Raw genomic sequence first — 17309 nt, 5'->3', positions numbered from 1 at the left:
CGGCGTAAAACTCAGGCTAGCCAAGGGCAGGGCACGCGCCCGTCAGCCACGGACCACAGGCGGTGTAGGGCGGGGAGGCCGGACAGCGGCGACAACCACACGGGCATCAGGCCGATGGAGCCGCGTGAAAACCCGTGCTACGGTGCGCATGAAAACATCGGCCGACGCGCAACTGCGTGCAGGACTTGTCACAACCCGCACTGGATAATGATTTCATGAACCAACTCGATGCCCTCCGCCAATGGACCACCGTCGTCGCCGACACCGGTGACTTCAAGCAGCTCAGCGTTTCCAAGCCACAGGACGCGACCACCAATCCCTCGCTGATCCTCAAGGCCGTGCAGAAGCCCGAATACCGGCCGCTGCTCGACGAGACAGTGAAGAAGCACGCGGGCAAGCCGCTCGACGAGGTCATCGACCGCCTGCTGGTGCGCTTCGGCACCGAAATCCTCTCGATCATCCCGGGCCGCGTGTCGACCGAAGTCGATGCCCGCCTGTCCTTCGACACGGCCGCGACCATTGCGCGCGGCGAGCGCATCGTGGCGCTCTACAAGGCCGAAGGCATCGACACCGAAAAGCGCCTGCTGATCAAGGTCGCCTCCACCTGGGAAGGCATCGAGGCGGCGCGTGCCCTGGAGCAGAAGGGCATTCGCACCAACCTCACGCTGCTGTTCTCGTTCGCGCAGGCCGTGGCCTGCGGCGCTGCGGGCGTGCAGCTCATCTCGCCCTTCGTGGGCCGCATCTACGACTGGTACAAGAAGTCGGCCGGCGCCAAGTGGGACGAGGCTGCGAGCGCCGGCGCGAACGACCCCGGCGTGAAGTCGGTGCGCGAAATCTTCAACTACTACAAGCAGCACGGCATCAAGACTGAAGTCATGGGCGCGAGCTTCCGCAATGTGGGACAGATCCAGGCGCTCGCCGGCTGCGACCTGCTGACCATCAGCCCCGAGCTGCTGGCCGAGCTGGCCGCCAGCAACGAGCCGCTGCAGCACGCGCTCGACGCCAAGGCTGCAACTGGCGGCGACGTCGCCAAGGTCAGCTACGACGAGGCGGGCTTCCGCTTTGCCCTGAACGAAGACGCCATGGCCACCGAGAAGCTCGCCGAAGGCATCCGCGCCTTCGCGGCCGACGCCGTGAAGCTCGAAAAGCTCATGCAGGAAAGCGGCAAGTAAACATGGCCATGACCCTTCGCTGCGATCGCGCGCCGGCCTGGGCGCAGCTGCAGTCCAGCTTCGAAACCGCAGGCCGCCAGTTCGATGTGCGCCATGCCTTCGTCGACGACGCGGGCCGCTTCGCACGCTTCAGCCAGGAGGCGCCGTACGTCTTCGCCGACCTGTCGAAGAACCTGATCGACGTGCGCACCGAAGAGCTGCTGCTCGAGCTGGCCCGCGAGTGCGGCCTCGAGGCTCACCGCGACGCCATGTTCGCCGGCGAGCACATCAACAACACCGAAGACCGCGCCGTGCTGCACACGCTGCTGCGCGCGCCGGCCGATGCGCAGACCGGCCCGAAGACCGCGCACGAGCTGCGCGAAGTGCACGCCACGCTCGACGCGATGCTGGCCTATGCCGAGAAGGTGCGCGCCGACCACACGATCACCGACGTGGTCAACATCGGTATCGGCGGCTCCGACCTCGGCCCCCAGATGGCGGTGCTGGCGCTGGCCGAATTCGCCGCGCCGGGCAAGCGCTTTCACTTCGTCTCGAACGTCGACGGCCATGAGCTGGCGGGCGTGCTGCAGGGCCTCGCGCCCGAGCACACGCTGTTCCTCATTGCCTCGAAGACCTTCACCACGGCCGAGACGATGACCAACGCGCTTTCTGCCAAGCGCTGGTACGAGCAATCGGGTGGCACCGATATCGCGGGCCACTTCGCGGCGCTCACCACCAATGTGGAAGCGGCGAAGAAGTTCGGCATCGACACCACCTTCGGCTTCTGGGACTGGGTGGGCGGCCGCTATTCGCTGTGGTCGGCAATCGGCCTGCCGATTGCGCTGGCCATTGGCGCCGACGGCTTCCGCCGGCTGCTGGCGGGCGCGCATGCAATGGACGAGCACTTCCGCACCGCACCGCTCGCGCAGAACCTGCCGGTGCGGCTGGGCCTGCTCGACGTCTGGTATCGCAACTTCCACAAGTTCACGAGCCGCAGCATCGCGCCGTACCACAGCGCGCTGAAGCGCGTGCCGGCCTACCTGCAGCAGCTCGAGATGGAAAGCAACGGCAAGCAGGTCGATGCCAGCGGCAAGCCGGTGGCCTTCGGCACTTCGCCGGTGTTGTGGGGCGAGCCCGGCACCAACGGGCAGCATGCCTACTTCCAGATGCTGCACCAGGGCACAGACGTGATCCCGCTCGAGTTCGTGGCGGTGCGCGATGCCTCGCACGACCTCGAAGGCCATCACCCCAAGCTGCTGGCCAATGCGCTCGCACAGGCGCAGGCGCTGATGGTGGGCAAGCTCGACGAGGGCGGCCACAAGAACTTTCCGGGCAACCGGCCGAGCACCTTCTTCGTGTTCGAAAAGCTCACGCCCGAATCGCTGGGTGCCTTCCTCGCGATGTACGAGCACCGCGTGTTCACCAGCGGTGCGCTGTGGGGTATCAACAGTTTCGACCAGTGGGGCGTGGAGCTCGGCAAGGTGCTCGCAAAGGACATCGAACCGCGCCTCGCATCGGGCGACGTCATGGGGCTCGATGCATCGACCGCGGGCCTGCTGAAGCGGCTGGGCAGCTGAATCGGGCCGCTGGCAAGCCAATTCATAACCCGTTTGTTTGCAGGCCGGCTATCGCTTCTAGCCGAGTTTGCCGTTGAAAGACGCATCTATATGATGGCCCGGGGAAATTTCCCTGGGACCAATCAAGAGGAGTCGATCAATGAATTTTCAAACAGCGGTCAAGACCTGTCTGAACAAGTACGTGGATTTCAGCGGGCGCGCCTCGCGCTCGGAGTTCTGGTGGTTCGTACTTGGACAGCTGGTCATTCTCATCGTGGCAAGCCTGATCCATCGGTTCGTGTACGGCATCGCGGCTCTGGCCCTGCTGCTGCCCGCGCTGGCCGTGGGAGCGCGCCGCCTGCACGACATCGGCAAGAGCGGCTGGTTTCTGCTGCTGGCGCTCATTCCGCTCGTCAACCTCGTGCTGATCTATTTCTACGTGCAGCCGACGCAACCCGAGTCGAACAGCTACGGCGAACCACCGACCGCCTGAGTTTTTAAAAAGAAGGGCCGCGCAAGCGGCCCTTTTTGTTTGGTCCTGCCGAGAGACTCACGCAGTTACTGCCTGTGCGGCCGTGCGCGCCGGCGCGCCGCTCGCCATGCGCACACACAGGTCGAAGGCCTGCTGCAGCCCTTCGATCTTCGCAATGCCCTGGCCCGCGATGTCGAAGGCACTGCCGCTGGCCGACGTGGCCACCGGCACCGGCAGGCCACCGTGCAGCGTCACGCCCTGCTCGAAGCCCATGAGCTTCATCGCGATCTGGCCCTGGTCGTGGTACATCGACACCACCGCATCGACGTCGCCGCGCCGTGCGCCGATGAACACCGTGTCGGGCGAGAACGGGCCGCGCGCGTCGAAGCCCTCGGCGCGCAGCTGTTCGACGGCGGGCGCGATGATCTCGATTTCTTCCATGCCGATGGAGCCCCCGTCGCCCGCGTGCGGGTTGAGCCCCGTCACCGCGATGCGCGGATGCGCCACGCCCGCGCGGCGCAGTGCCGACGCGATGATCTTCACGGCGTCGCTCACGCCTTGCACGGTGATGTGGCTCGCCACGTCCTTCAGCGGAATGTGCGAGGTCACGCGCGAGGTCCAGAGCGATCCTGTGAGATTGAACTCGCAGACGAAGCCCGTCACCGCAAAGCGCTCCTGCATGTAGCGCAGTTCGTCTTCATGCACGAGGCCGCCCAGGCGCAGCGAATGCTTGTTGAGCGGCGCAAAGAGAATGCCTTCGGCCTGCCCGCGCCGCACCGCCAGCGTGGCCAGCTCCAGCGCCTCGAACGAGGCCCGGCCCGACTGTTCATTCGACTCTCCCAGCACCGGCTCAAGGCCCTCCATCCAGTCGCGCGTGAGCAGGCTGGGGCGGCCGTCTTCGAAGCGCAGCGTGTCGAGGTTCTCGACCTGCAGCGGGTTCAGCTTCACGCCCGCCGCGCGCTCGCCGGCGGCCAGCACGATCGGGTCGGCAATCAGCAGCACGCGCGCGGCGTCCAGGTTGCGCTGGCGCGCCAGCAGCTTCACGGCCATTTCGGGGCCGACGCCGCTGGGGTCGCCCAGCAGCACGACGATGCGGGGTTTGGCGGAGATCACGCTCGAGGTCTTGGTAGTGGTGGACATGGTGTGGCTCGGATGCGAGTTGAATGAAAAGGGAGCGGGCCGGTTCATTCGGCCTTGATATTGGCGTCGCGCACGAGCTGGCCGTAGTGGTCGAATTCCTGCTTGTTCATTGCCGCGAAGGGCTCGCCGGTGAGCGCGCCGGGCTCGCCGCCCAGGGCCTTGATGCGCGTCTGCACGTCGGCCAGCTTCAGCGTGCGCGTGAGCTCGGCGCTCAGCCGCTCGACCGCGGGGCGCGGCGTGCCGGCCGTGACGTAGAGGCCGTACCAGGTGGACACGTCGGCGCCCTTGACGCCCTGCTCGGCCAGCGTGGGCACGTCGGGCAGCTCGGGCGAGCGCTGCGGCGCACTCACGGCCAATGCGCGGAACTTGCCGGCCTTGATCTGGCCCATGGCCGAGGAGGTGCTGTCGAACATCATGTCGACTTCGCCCGCGATGATGTCGATGTGCGCCTGCGAGCTGCCCTTGTAGGGCACGTGGATCGACTTCATGCCGGTGGCCAGGTTGAAGGCCTCGCCGCCCACGTGCTGCGTGCTGCCGATGCCCGACGAGGCGTACTTGAATCCGCCCGGCTTGGCCGCCATGGCCGTCACCAGGTCCTTCACCGACTTGTAGGGCGAGCTGGCCGACACCACCAGCACGTTGGGCATCACTGCCACCAGGCCCACGGGCTGCAGGTCTTTGAGCGGGTCGTACTTGAGCTTGAGGATGTGCGGCGCCACAGCCTGCGCCGTGTTGGTGGCCAGCAGCAGCGTGGCGCCGTCGGCCGGCGCGCGGGCGGTGAGTTCGCCGGCAATGGTGTTGGAGGCGCCGGGCCGGTTCTCGACCACCACGGTTTGCTTGAGCGCGGGCGAGAACTTGTCGGCCAGCACGCGCGCCAGGATGTCGGTGCCGCCGCCGGGAGAGGCGCCGACCATGATGCGCATCGGCTTGTCGGGGTAGCTCGACTGCGCACCGGCCGCTGACACGGCCAGCAGGGCGGCTGCAGCCAGCCCCGCCGCGCGGGCGAGAGAGGGAAATTTCATCGGGTGTCTCCTGCTTGTAATGAGCCCGAGCGTACGGAGCTTCTCCCTCGCAATCCAATCGTAAAAGCCTGAAGCTCCATATACTTTTGCATATGACTTCCGGACTGACCGATGCGTCGCTGATGCTCCACGTGCGGCCGCGCCAGCTGTTGCTGCTGGCCCGGCTCGATGCCCATCGCCACCTCGGCCGGGCGGCCGAGGCCATGAACATCAGCCAGCCTGCCGCCACCAAGCTGCTGCAGCAACTCGAAGATTCACTCGGCGAGAAGCTCTTCGAGCGCCTGGCGCGCGGCATGGAGCCCACGCCCTACGGCGACATCCTCATCCGCTACGCGCGCCGCGTGCTCAGCGACTTCGGCACCGCCCGCGAGGAGATGCTGGCCCTGCGCTCGGGCCTGAGCGGCGCCCTGCGCGTGGGCAGCGTGCCGGGTGCTGTGCCCGAACTGCTGGCGCCGGCGCTGGTGGAGTACCGCCGCCGCCACCCGCAGGTGGCCGTGTCGGTGGTGGTCGAGACCAGCGACGTGATTCAGGCGCAGCTGGAGCAGGGCGACGTCGATCTCGTGCTGGGCCGCCTCACCGAGAGCCATGACGAGGCGAAGTACGCGAGCGTGCCGCTGCTAGGCGAGTCGATGGTGGTCGTGGTGCGCACCGCGCACCCGGTGTTCGAGCGCGCCACCGTCACGCTGGCCGGCATGGCGAACTGGTCGTGGGTGCTGCAGCCGCCGGGCTCGCCGCAGCGCGGGCGCTTCGAGGCGGCGATGCGCGAGGCCGGTATCCAGGCGCGGCTCGACATCATCGAAACGGCATCGCCCATCGCCATTACCGCCTTGCTCGAGAACTCCGATATGGCGGCCGTGATGCCCGCCTCGCAGGCCAACCACTACGCCCGATTGGGCGTGCTGCGCACCGTGCCGGTGGAGCTGCCGGTGCGCGTGCCGCCGATCTGCCTGATCACGCGGGAAGACCGGGCGCTGTCGCCGGCGGCCGCACAGTTCCGCCGTCAGCTGCTGGGCGGCGCCTGAGGCCTTTGGGATGCTGTTTTCCATGCTGTATTGCATCAACTAGGGAATTCACTAGCCAACTGGTGCATGAAAGTACTGGTGGTGGCTATCGAAGTACCAAAACTGCAAGCGCGTTTCTCCAGAATCCGGCCACGGCGACCCGACAAGAGGGCGTCGCTCACCTCTAGGAGACAACATGAAGCGTTTTCTGAAAGCGGGCCTCGTCCTCGCACTCATCGGCTCGGGCGTCGTGTCCCAGGCCGCCACCGAACTCGTGATCGCGACCGTGAACAACGGCCACATGATCGAGATGCAGAAGCTCACGCCCTTCTTCGAAAAAGCGAACCCCGACATCAAGCTCAAGTGGGTCACGCTGGAAGAAGGCACGCTGCGCCAGCGCGTGACCACCGACATCGCCACCAAGGGCGGCCAGTTCGACGTGATGACCATCGGCCTGTACGAGACGCCCATCTGGTCGAAGAAGGGCTGGCTCAAGCCCATTGCCACCGATGCCGCCTATGACATCGACGACCTGCTGCCCGCCATCCGCGACGGCCTGTCGACCGACGGCAAGCTCTACGCCGCGCCCTTCTACGGCGAGAGCTCGATGCTCATGTACCGCAAGGACCTGGCCGACAAGGTGGGCGTGAAGTTCTCGGACCAGCCGACCTGGGCGCAGGTGAAGGAGTTCGCCGACAAGGCCAACGACCCGAAGGCGGGCGTGTACGGCATGTGCCTGCGCGGCAAGCCGGGCTGGGGCGACAACATGGCCTTCCTGACCACGCTGGTCAACACCAACGGCGGCCAGTGGTTCGACATGCAGTGGAAGCCGCAGATCGACACCAAGGCCTGGAAGGACGCGATCACCTTCTACGTCGACATGATGAAGAAGGACGGCCCTCCGGGCGCATCGGCCAACAGCTTCAACGAGAACCTCGCTCTCTTCAATGAAGGCAAGTGCGCGGCCTGGGTCGACGCGACCATCGCGGCCTCGTTCATCAGCGACCCGAAGCAGTCGAAGGTGGCCGACAAGGTGGCCTTCGCGCAGGCACCGACCGCCTCCACGCCGAAGGGCGCCAACTGGCTGTGGTCGTGGAACCTCGCCATTCCGGCCAGCTCGACCAAGGACGACGCGGCGCAGAAGTTCATCAAGTGGGCCACCTCCAAGGAATACATCAACCTCGTGGCCAAGGAGACCGGCTGGGCCTCGGTGCCAACAGGCACGCGCAAGTCGACCTACGCGAACCCCGAGTTCCAGAAGGTCGCCAAGTTCGCCGCTGCAGAGAAGAAGGCGATCGACAGCGCGAACCTCACCGACAGCACCTTGCCGAAGTCGCCGTACGTCGGCGTGCAGTACGCGGCCATTCCTGAGTTCCAGGCCATCGGCGTGGCGGTGGGCCAGCAGATGAGCGCGGCGCTGTCGGGCAAGGTCACTGTGGACCAGGCGCTGAAGACTTCGCAGACCGCAGCCGAGCGTGAGATGAAGAAGGCCGGGTACTACAAGTAAGTCTTCGGGCTTGCTCCCTCCCCCGCTGGGGGAGGGTAGGGGTGGGGGCTCGCGGCGCATCGTTCGGTGCCGCGCCTGATCGGGCAGCCCCCATCCCAGCCTTCCCCCAGCGGGGGGAGGAGCCAGGGACCACAAGAAGGGATACCTCATGAAAAGACTCCTGCCCCGCGCCCTCATGGCGCCCGCGGTGCTCACGCTCTTCCTCTGGATGATCGTGCCGCTCGTGATGACGTTGTACTTCTCGTTCGTCAACTACAACCTCATGCAGCCCGGTGAACGCACCTTCGCGGGCATCGAGAACTTTCACTACTTCATCACCGACCCGGACTTCTGGCCGGCCACGTGGAACACGCTGCTGCTGATCGGCAGCGTGATCGTCATCACGGTGGTGTTCGGCGTGCTGCTCGCACTGCTGGTGAACGAGCCCTTTCCGGGGCGCGGCATCGTGCGGGTGCTGCTGATCTCGCCGTTCTTCGTCATGCCTGCGGTCAATGCGCTGCTGTGGAAGCACATGATGATGAACCCCATCTACGGCGTGCTGGCCGACGTGTGGCGCGCCTTCGGCGCACAGCCGGTCGACTGGCTCACCGACGTGCCGCTGCTGTCGGTGATCATCATGGTGGCCTGGCAGTGGCTGCCTTTTGCCTGCCTGATCTTCATCACTTCGCTGCAGTCGCTCGACCGCGAGCAGATGGAAGCCGCGCGCATGGACGGCGCGAGTTCGTTCCAGCGCTTCTTCTATCTCACCATTCCGCACCTCGCGCGCCCCATGGCGGTGGTGATCATGATCGAGATGATCTTCCTGCTCAGCGTGTTCGCCGAGATTGCCATCACCACCAACGGCGGCCCGGGCAACGAGAGCACGAACATGACCTACATGATCTTCAAGCAGTCGCTCATGAACTTCGACGTGGGCGTGGCCTCGGCCGGCGCGCTGTTCGCGGTGGTGCTGGCCAACATCGTGGCCGTGTTCCTCATCCGGATCATCGGCAAGAACCTCGACTGAGGAGCAACACGCCATGCAACAACAACAAGCCCCCAGCAACTTCCTGCCCCAGGCCATTCGCACCGTGGGCGCGTGGGCCGTCACGCTGCTGCTGTTCTTTCCGCTCGGCTGGCTGTTTCTCACGGCCTTCAAGACTGAGCTGCAGGCCATCCACGTGCCGCCGCTGTTCATCTTCGAGCCCACGCTCGGCAACTTCAGCGAAGTGCAGCGCCGCAGCGACTACCTGCTGTACGCGCGCAACTCGCTCATCACCAGCCTGGGCTCGACCATCCTCGGCCTGCTGATCGCGGCGCCCGCCGCGTACTCGATGGCCTTCTTCCGCACGAAGAAGACGCGCGACATCCTGATGTGGATGCTTTCCACCAAGATGATGCCGGCCGTGGGCGCGCTGGTGCCCATCTACGTGATCGCGCAGACAGCGGGCATGCTGGATTCGCTCACCGCGCTGACCATCGTGTTCACGCTGTCGAACCTGCCGATCATGGTGTGGATGCTCTACAGCGCCTACAAAGATATTCCGCCCGAGATCCTGGAGGCCGCGCGCATGGACGGTGCCAACCTCTGGACCGAGTTCCGCCACGTCGTGATGCCGCTGTCGGTGGGCGGGCTCGCATCGACCGGACTTCTGTGCCTGGTGCTGAGCTGGAACGAGGCCTTCTGGGCGTTGAACCTCACCTCCGCCAAGGCCGGCACGCTGGCCACGCTGATCGCCTCGTACTCCAGCCCCGAAGGCCTGTTCTGGGCCAAGTTGTCGGCCGCCTCGCTGATGGCCATTGCGCCCATCGTCGTGTTCGGCTGGTTCAGCCAGAAGCAACTCGTCCAAGGCCTGACCTTCGGCGCCGTCAAGTAAAGAAAGGGAGACATCTCATGGCCTACCTCGAACTCAAGAACATCAAGAAGAGCTTTGGTGAAGTCAACATCATCAAGGGCGTCGACCTCCAGATCCAGAAGGGCGAGTTCATCGTCTTCGTCGGGCCTTCGGGTTGCGGCAAGTCGACGCTGCTGCGGCTGATTGCCGGGCTCGAGCCCATCACCAGCGGCAACCTGCTGCTCGACGGCAAGGACATCACCTGGGCGCCTTCTGGCAAGCGCGACCTTGCGATGGTGTTCCAGAGCTATGCGCTCTATCCGCACATGAGCGTGTACGACAACATGTCGTTCGCGCTGAAGCTCGCGGGTGTGTCCAAGAGCGAGATCAAGACCAAGGTCGATCATGCGGCGAAGACGCTCAACCTCACTCAGTACCTCGACCGCACGCCCAAGGACCTGTCGGGCGGCCAGCGCCAGCGCGTGGCCATCGGCCGCGCCATCGTGCGCGCGCCCAAGGTGTTCCTGTTCGACGAGCCGCTGTCGAACCTCGACGCGGCACTGCGCGGCAACACGCGGGTCGAAATCCACAAGCTTCACCGCGCACTCGGTGCGACCACCATCTACGTGACGCACGACCAGGTCGAGGCCATGACGCTGGCCGACCGCGTGGTGGTGCTGAAAGACGGGCTCATCGAGCAGGTCGGCACGCCGCTGGAGCTGTACGACCACCCGGCCAACCAGTTCGTCGCGCAGTTCATCGGCATGCCGTCGATGAACATGGTGGCCGCCAATGCCATTCCCAGCTTCTCGGCCGCCACCGGCGGCAGGCTGCCCGCCGACGGCTTCCTGGGCGTGCGGCCCGAGGGCCTGCGCGTGCATCCGAAGCAGGGCGCGCCGGTGAGCGACGTGCAGGGCCGCGTCGAGCTGATCGAGGCGCTGGGCGCCGACACGCTCATCCACGTCGACGTGGGCGGCGTGCCGCTCATCGCACGGCAGAACGACCGCACGCCGCTGCAGGCCGGCGACGACGTGGCCGTGGAGCTCGACCCGTCGGTGCTGCATCTCTTCAACCGCGAAGGCCGCACGGTCGCCGCGTGACCTTCATTTTTCTTCTACCGTCTTTTCAACGGACATTCCCGTGACCATCGCGCAAATTCCACCGGCTCTCACGGAGTTCACGGTGCTTCACCTGGGCCTTGGCTCATTCCACCGCGCCCACCAGGCGGTGTACCTGCAGCGGCTGATCGACGCGGGCGACACCCGCTGGTCGCTCTCGGGCGCCAACATCCGGCCGGACATGGCCGATGTGGTTGCTGCATTGCAGGCGCAGGGCGGGCGCTACACGCTCGAAACCGTGTCGCCGGCAGGCGAGTACCGCTACGAAGAGATCGAAGCCATCCGCGAAGTGCTGCCATGGGAGCGCTCGTTGGCCGGCGTGATCGCGCGCGGTGCGGCGCCGTCAACACGCATCGTGTCGTTCACCGTGACCGAGGCGGGCTACTACCTCGACGACAAGGGCAAGCTCGACCTGTCATTCGGCGACCTGGCGGCCGATGTCGAACGTGCGCGCCGTGGCGAGTCCGGCGGCGACGGAGTGACCATCTACGGCGCCGTCTGCGCGATCCTGCGCGCGCGCGAGGCCGCCAATGCCGGCGCGGTCACGCTGCTGAACTGCGACAACCTGCGCCACAACGGCGACCGCTTCCGCGCCGGGCTGCTGGAGTTCATCGAACTGGCGGGCGATGCCGATCTGCTGGCATGGGTCAACGCGAACACGCGCTGCCCGAACGCAATGGTCGACCGCATCACCCCGCGCCCGCCGCCCGAACTGCGCGCACGTGTGAAGGCCGCCACGGGCCGCGACGATGCGGCAGCCGTTACCGGCGAGAGCTTCATCCAGTGGGTCATCGAAGACAACTTCGCGGCCGGGCGCCCTGATTGGGGCCGCGTGGGCGTGGAGCTGGTTGAATCGGTGCAGCCCTACGAAGAGGCCAAGATCCGCATCCTCAACGCCACGCACAGTTGCATCGCCTGGGCGGGCACGCTGGTGGGGCTGAACTTCATCCACGAAGGCACGCACAACGCGGCCATTCGCAAGATGGCGTTCGACTACGTCACCGACGACGTCATCCCCTGCCTGAGCCCGAGCCCGATCGACCTCGCGGCGTATCGCGACGTGGTGCTCGACCGCTTCGGCAACCCCGCCATCCGCGACACCAACCAGCGCGTGGCGGCGGACGGCTTCTCGAAGATCCCGGGCTTCATCGCACCGACCGTGCGCGAGCGCCTGGCGGCGGGCCAGCCCGTCGACAGCGTGGCGATGCTGCCGGCGCTGTTCCTCGCGTTCCTGCAGCGCTGGCACAAGGGCACGCTGCCCTACGCCTATCAGGACCAAGGCATGGACGAGGCCGTGGCTCATGCGATCTGCGATGCGGCCGACCCGGTCGTTGCACTGTGCTCGGACGCGGGCCTGTGGGGAAACATCGCCGCCGACGCCCGGCTGATCGATGCCGTGCGCCGGGCCGCCGAACGCGTCGCGCGCTTCGTCGCCGCGGAAAGTCGACCATGACGAGCGGGCGCCTTCAGGACCGGCATGTGCTGCTGACCGGCGCGGGTGGCGGCATCGGCCTGGCCGTGGCGCAGGCCTGCATCGCCGAAGGCGCGCGCTGCACCGTGATCGATCGCGCCACCGCCGCGCCCGAAGCCGTGCGAGCGCTGCAGCAGGATCACCCCGACAAGCTCGCCTACATCGCAGCCGACGTCACCGATACGCAGGCCATTGCGCACATGCTGGCCGAGGCGCAGGTGGCCTTCGGGCCCATCCACACGCTGTTCAACAACGCGGCCGTGTTCGACCTGGCGCCGCTGCTCGACAGCGATGAAGCGTCATTCGACAGGCTCTTCGCGGTCAACGTGAAGGGCATGTTCTTCGTGATGCAGGCCGTGCTGCGCCACATGGTCGAAGCCGGCACGCAGGGTGCATCGGTCATCAACATGGCATCGCAGGCAGGGCGCCGCGGCGAGGCGCTGGTGTCGCACTACTGCGCGACCAAGGCGGCCGTCATCAGCTACACGCAGAGCGCCGCGCTGGCCATGGCGCCGCACGGCATCCGCGTCAATGGCATTGCGCCCGGTGTGGTCGATACGCCGATGTGGGACCATGTCGACAGCCTGTTCGCCAAGGCCGAAGGGCTGCCGCCCGGAGAGAAGAAGCGGCAGGTCGGGCTGGCGGTGCCTCTCGGGCGCATGGGCGTGCCGAGCGACATCGCGGGGGCGGCGGTATTTCTTGCCAGCGACGAGGCGCGCTACATCACGGCGCAGACTTTGAATGTCGATGGCGGTAACGTGATGAGCTGAGATGAAGAACTGCTTTTCGATTCGATGCGTTCGGGATCATTCGGGGTGCGCTCACGCCGACGGCGTACTCATTCGCACACGCCCCGAATGCACTGCAGCATGCAACCCATGACCGAAGATTTCCATCTGTACCTGGACAGCGCCGACCTGACGGAGCTGCAGGCCTGCCTGCCGCACCCCGTAGTGCACGGTGTGACAACGAACCCCACGCTGCTGCAACGCGCAGGCATCGGCCGCGCCGAAGTGCCGGGCCTGCTCAAGCGCTGCATAGAGCTGGGCGCACGCCAGGTCCAGGCGCAGGTGTATTCGAGCGAAGTTGACGGCATGCTCGAAGACGCACAAGCACTGCTCCCGCAATTCGACAGCGGCCAACTGGTCATCAAGATTCCCGCCACGCGCCAGGGCCTCGACGCCGGCGCGCGGCTCATCGCGCAGGGCGTGTCCGTCACCTTCACTGCCGTGTATGCGCCCGAGCAGGCGCACTTCGCGGCGCAACTGGGTGCGGCCTACGCAGCGCCATACCTCGGGCGGCTCGATGACTCCGGCATCAACGGCCTGGCGCTGATCGGGCAGATGCAGTCGCTGGTCGCACGGCGGCCCTCGTCGGGCACGCGGCTGCTGGTGGCCAGCATCCGCTCGCGGGAGGCGTATCTTTCATTGCTGGGGCTCGGCGTGGGAGCCATCACCGTCCCGCCGCGCCTTTTTGCCGAACTGCTCGACCATCCCGCCACGCTGGCCGCCGAACGCGGCTTCCTGGCCGATGCGCGCGCCTTGCCGTGATCCAGAATCCAGACACCATGCGCATTGCACTCACGGGCGAAGCCCTCATCGATTTCACCGCCAGCGAGGCGGGCACCCTGGCTTTCCTCGGGCACGAGGGCGGCTCGCCGCTCAACACCGCGGTGGCCTGCGCGCGGCTCGGGCAGCCGACCGGTTTTCTCACGCAGTTGTCGACCGACCTCTTTGGTGAACGGCTGATGGGCTTCCTGCAACGCAACGGCGTGGACACCAGCTTCATTCTGCGAAGCAACGCACCTTCGACGCTGGCCTTTGTCGAGCGCACGCCGCAGACCAACCGCTACGCCTTCTATACACGCGGCAGTGCCGACGCCACCTGGGCGCCCGAGCCGCTGCCGCAATTACCGGCGGACTGCCGCTTCCTGCACTTCGGCTCGATCTCGCTGCTGCAGGACCCGGCCGCCACGCGCATCACCGACCTGGTCGCAGCGAACAGGGAGCGTTGCGTGATCGTGTTCGACCCCAACGTACGGCCCAGCCTGATCACGGACATGGCGGCGTACCGCGCGCGCGTCACCGGCTGGTTCGCCATGGCCGACCTGGTCAAGCTCAGCGACGAAGACGCTGCGCTGCTCGCGCCCGGCCAGCAGGTCGACGCGCTGGCCGCCGAGTGCCTGAAGGCCGGCGCGCGCGCCGTGATCGTCACGCGCGGCGGCGACGGCGCAACGCTCTGGCGCACGGGGCACGAGCCGTTGACCGTGGCCGCGCCGCGCGTCACCGTGGTCGACACCATCGGCGCGGGAGACACCTTCACGGCCGGGTTGTCCGTGTCGCTGCTTGCGCATGGCGTGGAGCGGCCGGCGCAGCTCGGCGAGCTGGGCGACGACGCATGGCGCGAAGTGATGAGCTTCGCCGCCACCGCCGCCGCCCTCAACTGCACCCGCGAGGGTGCCGATCCACCGACGCTGGAGGCGGTTCACGCCGCCCTGGCGAAGGCACAAAATACCGCTGTTGCTGCTGCTTCCCGGCCCTGAGCCGGGCTGCCATCATGACGACGTCCACCCGAAAGCGTTCGATTCCCCGTCAGCGCCAGCCCGAGCTGGAGCGCGACTTCACGCGTTCCCCCTCGCTGGGTTACGAGACCCCCGAAGAAACCGGCCTGGTGCGCTGCCTCGCGCACGGCTTTCCGAGCCCGCTGGTGCGATGGCACTTCCATGAAGACTACGAGCTGCATCTGATCACCGAGACATCGGGCAAGGCCTTCATCGGCGACTGGATCGGGCCGTTCCAGCCCGGGCACCTGGTGCTGTGCGGGCCGCGGCTGCCGCACAACTGGATCTCGCTCGACGTGCCCGAAGGCGGCGCCGCGGGACGCGACCGGGTGATCCAGTTCCGACACGAGCCTATCGAGCACGCGGCATCCCAGATTCCCGAGCTGCGCGAGGTAATGCACCTGCTGGAGCGGGCGCGCCACGGCATCGAATTCTTCGGCATGTCGGAGAACGCGCAGGCGCACTGGGACAGCATCAAGGCCGCGCGCGGCGTGCGGCGCCTGAGCCTGTTCCTCGACTTCATGGCCGACCTGGCGCAATGCACCGACTACCGGCTGCTGTCGAGCGTGCAGATGCAGGGCGCGCAGGGCGCGGACGGCGACGCGCAGGTCGACCAGATCAACGGCATCGTCAACCGCATCACCAACAACATGGCCGACCCGATCTCGATGTCGGACGTGGCGGCCGAGCTGGGCATGAGCGAGAGCCGCTTCAGCCGCTTCTTCAGGCGCTCCACCGGCAACAGCTTTACCGATTTCGTCAACCGCGTGCGCATCAACAGCGCCTGCCACCTGCTGATGCAGACCGATCACTACGTGACCGACATCTGCTACCAGGTGGGCTTCAACAACGTGGCGAACTTCAACCGGCGCTTCCTTGAAATCAAGGGCATGACGCCGAGCGAATTCCGCCGGCAGGCCGACACGCGCTTCGGCAGCGGCGTCTCTTCCTGAGCACGCAGCAGAAAACCAGGGGGCTCATCTTGTATCTGGGACTCGACCTCGGCACGTCCGAGCTCAAGGCGCTTTTGCTCGCCGACGACCACCGCATCGTGGGCGTGGCCCGCGCACCGCTCACGGTCGAACGGCCGCAACCGTTGTGGTCGGAGCAGGCGCCGCAGCAGTGGTGGCATGCGCTCGAAGAGGTGATGCGCGCGCTCGGCAAGTCGCATCCCGAAGAGCTTGCGGCGGTGCGTGCGATCGGCCTGTCGGGCCAGATGCACGGCGCCACGCTGCTCGACGAAGCGGGCCAGGTGCTGCGCCCCGCGATTCTCTGGAACGACGGGCGCAGTGGCGCGCAGTGCGAAGCGCTTGCGCGTGCCGTACCGCGGCTCGGCGAGATCGCGGGCAACCTGGCGATGCCAGGATTCACTGCGCCCAAGCTGCTGTGGGTGCGTGAGCACGAGCCCGAAGTTTTCAGCCGCGTTGCGCGCGTGCTGCTGCCGAAGGACTGGCTGCGCTTCATGCTCAGCGGCGAGGCGGTCAGCGAGATGTCGGACGCGGCCGGCACGCTGTGGCTCGACGTGGGTGCGCGCGACTGGTCCGATGAATTGCTCGCTGCCACCGGGCTCACGCGTGCGCACATGCCGCGCCTGGTCGAGGGCAGCGAGGTGTCGGCGCAGCTCAAGCCCGAGCTTGCGGCGCGCTGGGGCGTGGGTGGCGGCGGTGCGGTGCTGATTGCCGGCGGTGCTGGCGATAACGCGGCCAGCGCGGTCGGCATGGGGCTGGTCGAGCCGGGGCAGGGTTTTGTGTCGCTCGGCACATCGGGTGTGGTGTTCGTGTCCACCGACCGCTTCTTGCCGAACCCCGCGCAGGCGATGCACGCCTTCTGCCATGCGTTGCCGAAGCGCTGGCACCAGATGTCGGTGATGCTCTCGGCCGCGAGCGCGGTGAGCTGGGCGGCAAAGACCTTCCGGTTCGCCGATGAAGCCGCGCTGCTCGAAGCGGCGGCGTCCATCTCGCTGGCGCAGCGCGAGCGCTGCCCGCTGTTCCTGCCGTATCTCTCGGGCGAACGCTCGCCGCACAACAACCCCAATGCGCAGGGCGTGCTGTTCGGGCTGACGCATGCACACGGTCCGGCGGAAATCGCCTACGCCGTGGTCGAGGGCGTGAGCTTCGGGCTGCGCGATGGCTTCGACACCCTGCGGCTGCCGGCCGACATGCCGCTGCGCGAAGTGGCGCTGGTGGGCGGTGGTGCACGCAGCGTGTGGTGGGGCCAGTTGCTGGCCGACATCTTCCAGGTGCCGCTGACGCTCTATGCGGGCAGCGAGACGGGCGGGGCGTTGGGGGCAGCGCGGCTGGCGTGGCTGGCCGATGGAGGCGCGGTGGCCGAGGTGTGCAAGCTGCCGCCGGTGCAGCAGCAGTTGATTCCGTCGACCGAAGGAGCCGCTGTGCATAGCGCGCGCCACACACGCTTTCAGGTGCTCTATGCGGCGCTGCGAGACCAGTTCCAGTAGCTGACACAGGCAATAAAAAAGGGCCGCTTTCGCGGCCCTTCT

Annotated in this window: 16 protein-coding genes; 14 read left to right on the top strand and 2 right to left on the bottom strand. The window is 66.6% G+C overall.

Annotation, left to right across the window (positions count from 1 at the left end; all coding sequences use genetic code 11):
• Positions 1-215: 215 nt before the first annotated feature.
• From tal to AC07O3_RS13405, 3 genes are all read left to right on the top strand, one after another.
• Entirely contained in the window at positions 216-1172 is a 957-nt protein-coding gene (gene tal, locus AC07O3_RS13415; RefSeq protein ID WP_093048365.1) for a transaldolase, read from the top strand.
• A gap of 2 nt (positions 1173-1174) precedes the next feature.
• On the top strand, positions 1175-2728 hold the full coding sequence (gene pgi / locus AC07O3_RS13410; protein WP_495339525.1) for a glucose-6-phosphate isomerase: 1554 nt from the start codon (positions 1175-1177) through the stop codon (positions 2726-2728).
• Between the two features lie 139 nt (positions 2729-2867).
• Positions 2868-3200 (top strand): DUF805 domain-containing protein, encoded by a 333-nt coding sequence (locus AC07O3_RS13405; protein WP_093048371.1) that lies wholly within the window; start codon positions 2868-2870, stop codon positions 3198-3200.
• Between the two features lie 57 nt (positions 3201-3257).
• Here AC07O3_RS13405 and AC07O3_RS13400 read toward each other — a convergent pair whose 3' ends face one another.
• A complete protein-coding gene (locus AC07O3_RS13400; RefSeq protein ID WP_495339524.1) occupies positions 3258-4319 on the bottom strand; it encodes a 4-hydroxythreonine-4-phosphate dehydrogenase PdxA in 1062 nt (353 codons plus the stop codon).
• A gap of 44 nt (positions 4320-4363) precedes the next feature.
• Positions 4364-5341, bottom strand: coding sequence for a Bug family tripartite tricarboxylate transporter substrate binding protein (locus AC07O3_RS13395; protein ID WP_093075942.1), 978 nt, complete (start codon positions 5339-5341; stop codon positions 4364-4366).
• Between the two features lie 92 nt (positions 5342-5433).
• On the opposite strand from AC07O3_RS13395, the gene AC07O3_RS13390 reads away from it, so the two are divergent.
• The 11 genes from AC07O3_RS13390 to xylB all read left to right on the top strand — a co-directional run bounded on the left by AC07O3_RS13390 (position 5434) and on the right by xylB (position 17267).
• On the top strand, positions 5434-6363 hold the full coding sequence (locus AC07O3_RS13390) for a LysR family transcriptional regulator (RefSeq protein ID WP_176928685.1): 930 nt from the start codon (positions 5434-5436) through the stop codon (positions 6361-6363).
• A gap of 175 nt (positions 6364-6538) precedes the next feature.
• Positions 6539-7849 (top strand): ABC transporter substrate-binding protein, encoded by a 1311-nt coding sequence (locus tag AC07O3_RS13385; RefSeq protein ID WP_093048379.1) that lies wholly within the window; start codon positions 6539-6541, stop codon positions 7847-7849.
• A gap of 148 nt (positions 7850-7997) precedes the next feature.
• A complete protein-coding gene (locus AC07O3_RS13380; RefSeq protein ID WP_093048382.1) occupies positions 7998-8855 on the top strand; it encodes a carbohydrate ABC transporter permease in 858 nt (285 codons plus the stop codon).
• 13 nt (positions 8856-8868) lie between these two features.
• Positions 8869-9705: a carbohydrate ABC transporter permease gene (locus tag AC07O3_RS13375; RefSeq protein WP_093075940.1), complete on the top strand. Its 837-nt coding sequence runs from the start codon at positions 8869-8871 to the stop codon at positions 9703-9705.
• A 17-nt stretch (positions 9706-9722) separates the two neighbouring features.
• The gene (locus AC07O3_RS13370) at positions 9723-10763 is read left to right on the top strand and encodes an ABC transporter ATP-binding protein (RefSeq protein ID WP_495339523.1); all 1041 of its coding nucleotides are present in this window, start codon (positions 9723-9725) and stop codon (positions 10761-10763) included.
• Positions 10764-10845: 82 nt separating this feature from the next.
• On the top strand, positions 10846-12234 hold the full coding sequence (gene dalD, locus AC07O3_RS13365; protein WP_495339631.1) for a D-arabinitol 4-dehydrogenase: 1389 nt from the start codon (positions 10846-10848) through the stop codon (positions 12232-12234).
• A complete protein-coding gene (locus AC07O3_RS13360; protein WP_097199999.1) occupies positions 12231-13022 on the top strand; it encodes an L-iditol 2-dehydrogenase in 792 nt (263 codons plus the stop codon). Before dalD ends, AC07O3_RS13360 begins: the two co-directional genes overlap by 4 nt.
• Positions 13023-13130: 108 nt before the next feature.
• Positions 13131-13802, top strand: a complete 672-nt coding sequence (locus AC07O3_RS13355; protein WP_495339522.1) for a transaldolase family protein — start codon at positions 13131-13133, stop codon at positions 13800-13802.
• A 17-nt stretch (positions 13803-13819) separates the two neighbouring features.
• On the top strand, positions 13820-14794 hold the full coding sequence (locus AC07O3_RS13350; RefSeq protein WP_495339521.1) for a carbohydrate kinase family protein: 975 nt from the start codon (positions 13820-13822) through the stop codon (positions 14792-14794).
• 14 nt (positions 14795-14808) lie between these two features.
• Positions 14809-15765 (top strand): AraC family transcriptional regulator, encoded by a 957-nt coding sequence (locus AC07O3_RS13345; RefSeq protein WP_093048397.1) that lies wholly within the window; start codon positions 14809-14811, stop codon positions 15763-15765.
• A gap of 29 nt (positions 15766-15794) precedes the next feature.
• Positions 15795-17267 carry a xylulokinase gene (gene xylB, locus AC07O3_RS13340; protein WP_093048400.1) on the top strand — a complete coding sequence of 491 codons (1473 nt, stop codon included), beginning with the start codon at positions 15795-15797 and terminating at the stop codon, positions 17265-17267.
• Positions 17268-17309: the final 42 nt, after the last annotated feature.

It is taken from the genome of Variovorax sp. GW821-FHT09D05, from assembly GCF_059416325.1.
Note: the sequence above shows the minus strand (reverse complement) of the source record. Positions and strands in the feature narration are given on the sequence as shown.

Excerpts from the sequence above, each read along its gene's own strand:
- tal (WP_093048365.1), top strand. The coding sequence starts at position 216 with ATGAACCAACTCGATGCCCTCCGCCAATGGACCACCGTCGTCGCCGAC.
- pgi (WP_495339525.1), top strand. The coding sequence starts at position 1,175 with ATGGCCATGACCCTTCGCTGCGATCGCGCGCCGGCCTGGGCGCAGCTG.
- AC07O3_RS13405 (WP_093048371.1), top strand. The coding sequence starts at position 2,868 with ATGAATTTTCAAACAGCGGTCAAGACCTGTCTGAACAAGTACGTGGAT.
- AC07O3_RS13400 (WP_495339524.1), bottom strand. The coding sequence starts at position 4,319 with ATGTCCACCACTACCAAGACCTCGAGCGTGATCTCCGCCAAACCCCGC.
- AC07O3_RS13395 (WP_093075942.1), bottom strand. The coding sequence starts at position 5,341 with ATGAAATTTCCCTCTCTCGCCCGCGCGGCGGGGCTGGCTGCAGCCGCC.
- AC07O3_RS13390 (WP_176928685.1), top strand. The coding sequence starts at position 5,434 with ATGACTTCCGGACTGACCGATGCGTCGCTGATGCTCCACGTGCGGCCG.
- AC07O3_RS13385 (WP_093048379.1), top strand. The coding sequence starts at position 6,539 with ATGAAGCGTTTTCTGAAAGCGGGCCTCGTCCTCGCACTCATCGGCTCG.
- AC07O3_RS13380 (WP_093048382.1), top strand. The coding sequence starts at position 7,998 with ATGAAAAGACTCCTGCCCCGCGCCCTCATGGCGCCCGCGGTGCTCACG.
- AC07O3_RS13375 (WP_093075940.1), top strand. The coding sequence starts at position 8,869 with ATGCAACAACAACAAGCCCCCAGCAACTTCCTGCCCCAGGCCATTCGC.
- AC07O3_RS13370 (WP_495339523.1), top strand. The coding sequence starts at position 9,723 with ATGGCCTACCTCGAACTCAAGAACATCAAGAAGAGCTTTGGTGAAGTC.
- AC07O3_RS13360 (WP_097199999.1), top strand. The coding sequence starts at position 12,231 with ATGACGAGCGGGCGCCTTCAGGACCGGCATGTGCTGCTGACCGGCGCG.
- AC07O3_RS13355 (WP_495339522.1), top strand. The coding sequence starts at position 13,131 with ATGACCGAAGATTTCCATCTGTACCTGGACAGCGCCGACCTGACGGAG.
- AC07O3_RS13350 (WP_495339521.1), top strand. The coding sequence starts at position 13,820 with ATGCGCATTGCACTCACGGGCGAAGCCCTCATCGATTTCACCGCCAGC.
- AC07O3_RS13345 (WP_093048397.1), top strand. The coding sequence starts at position 14,809 with ATGACGACGTCCACCCGAAAGCGTTCGATTCCCCGTCAGCGCCAGCCC.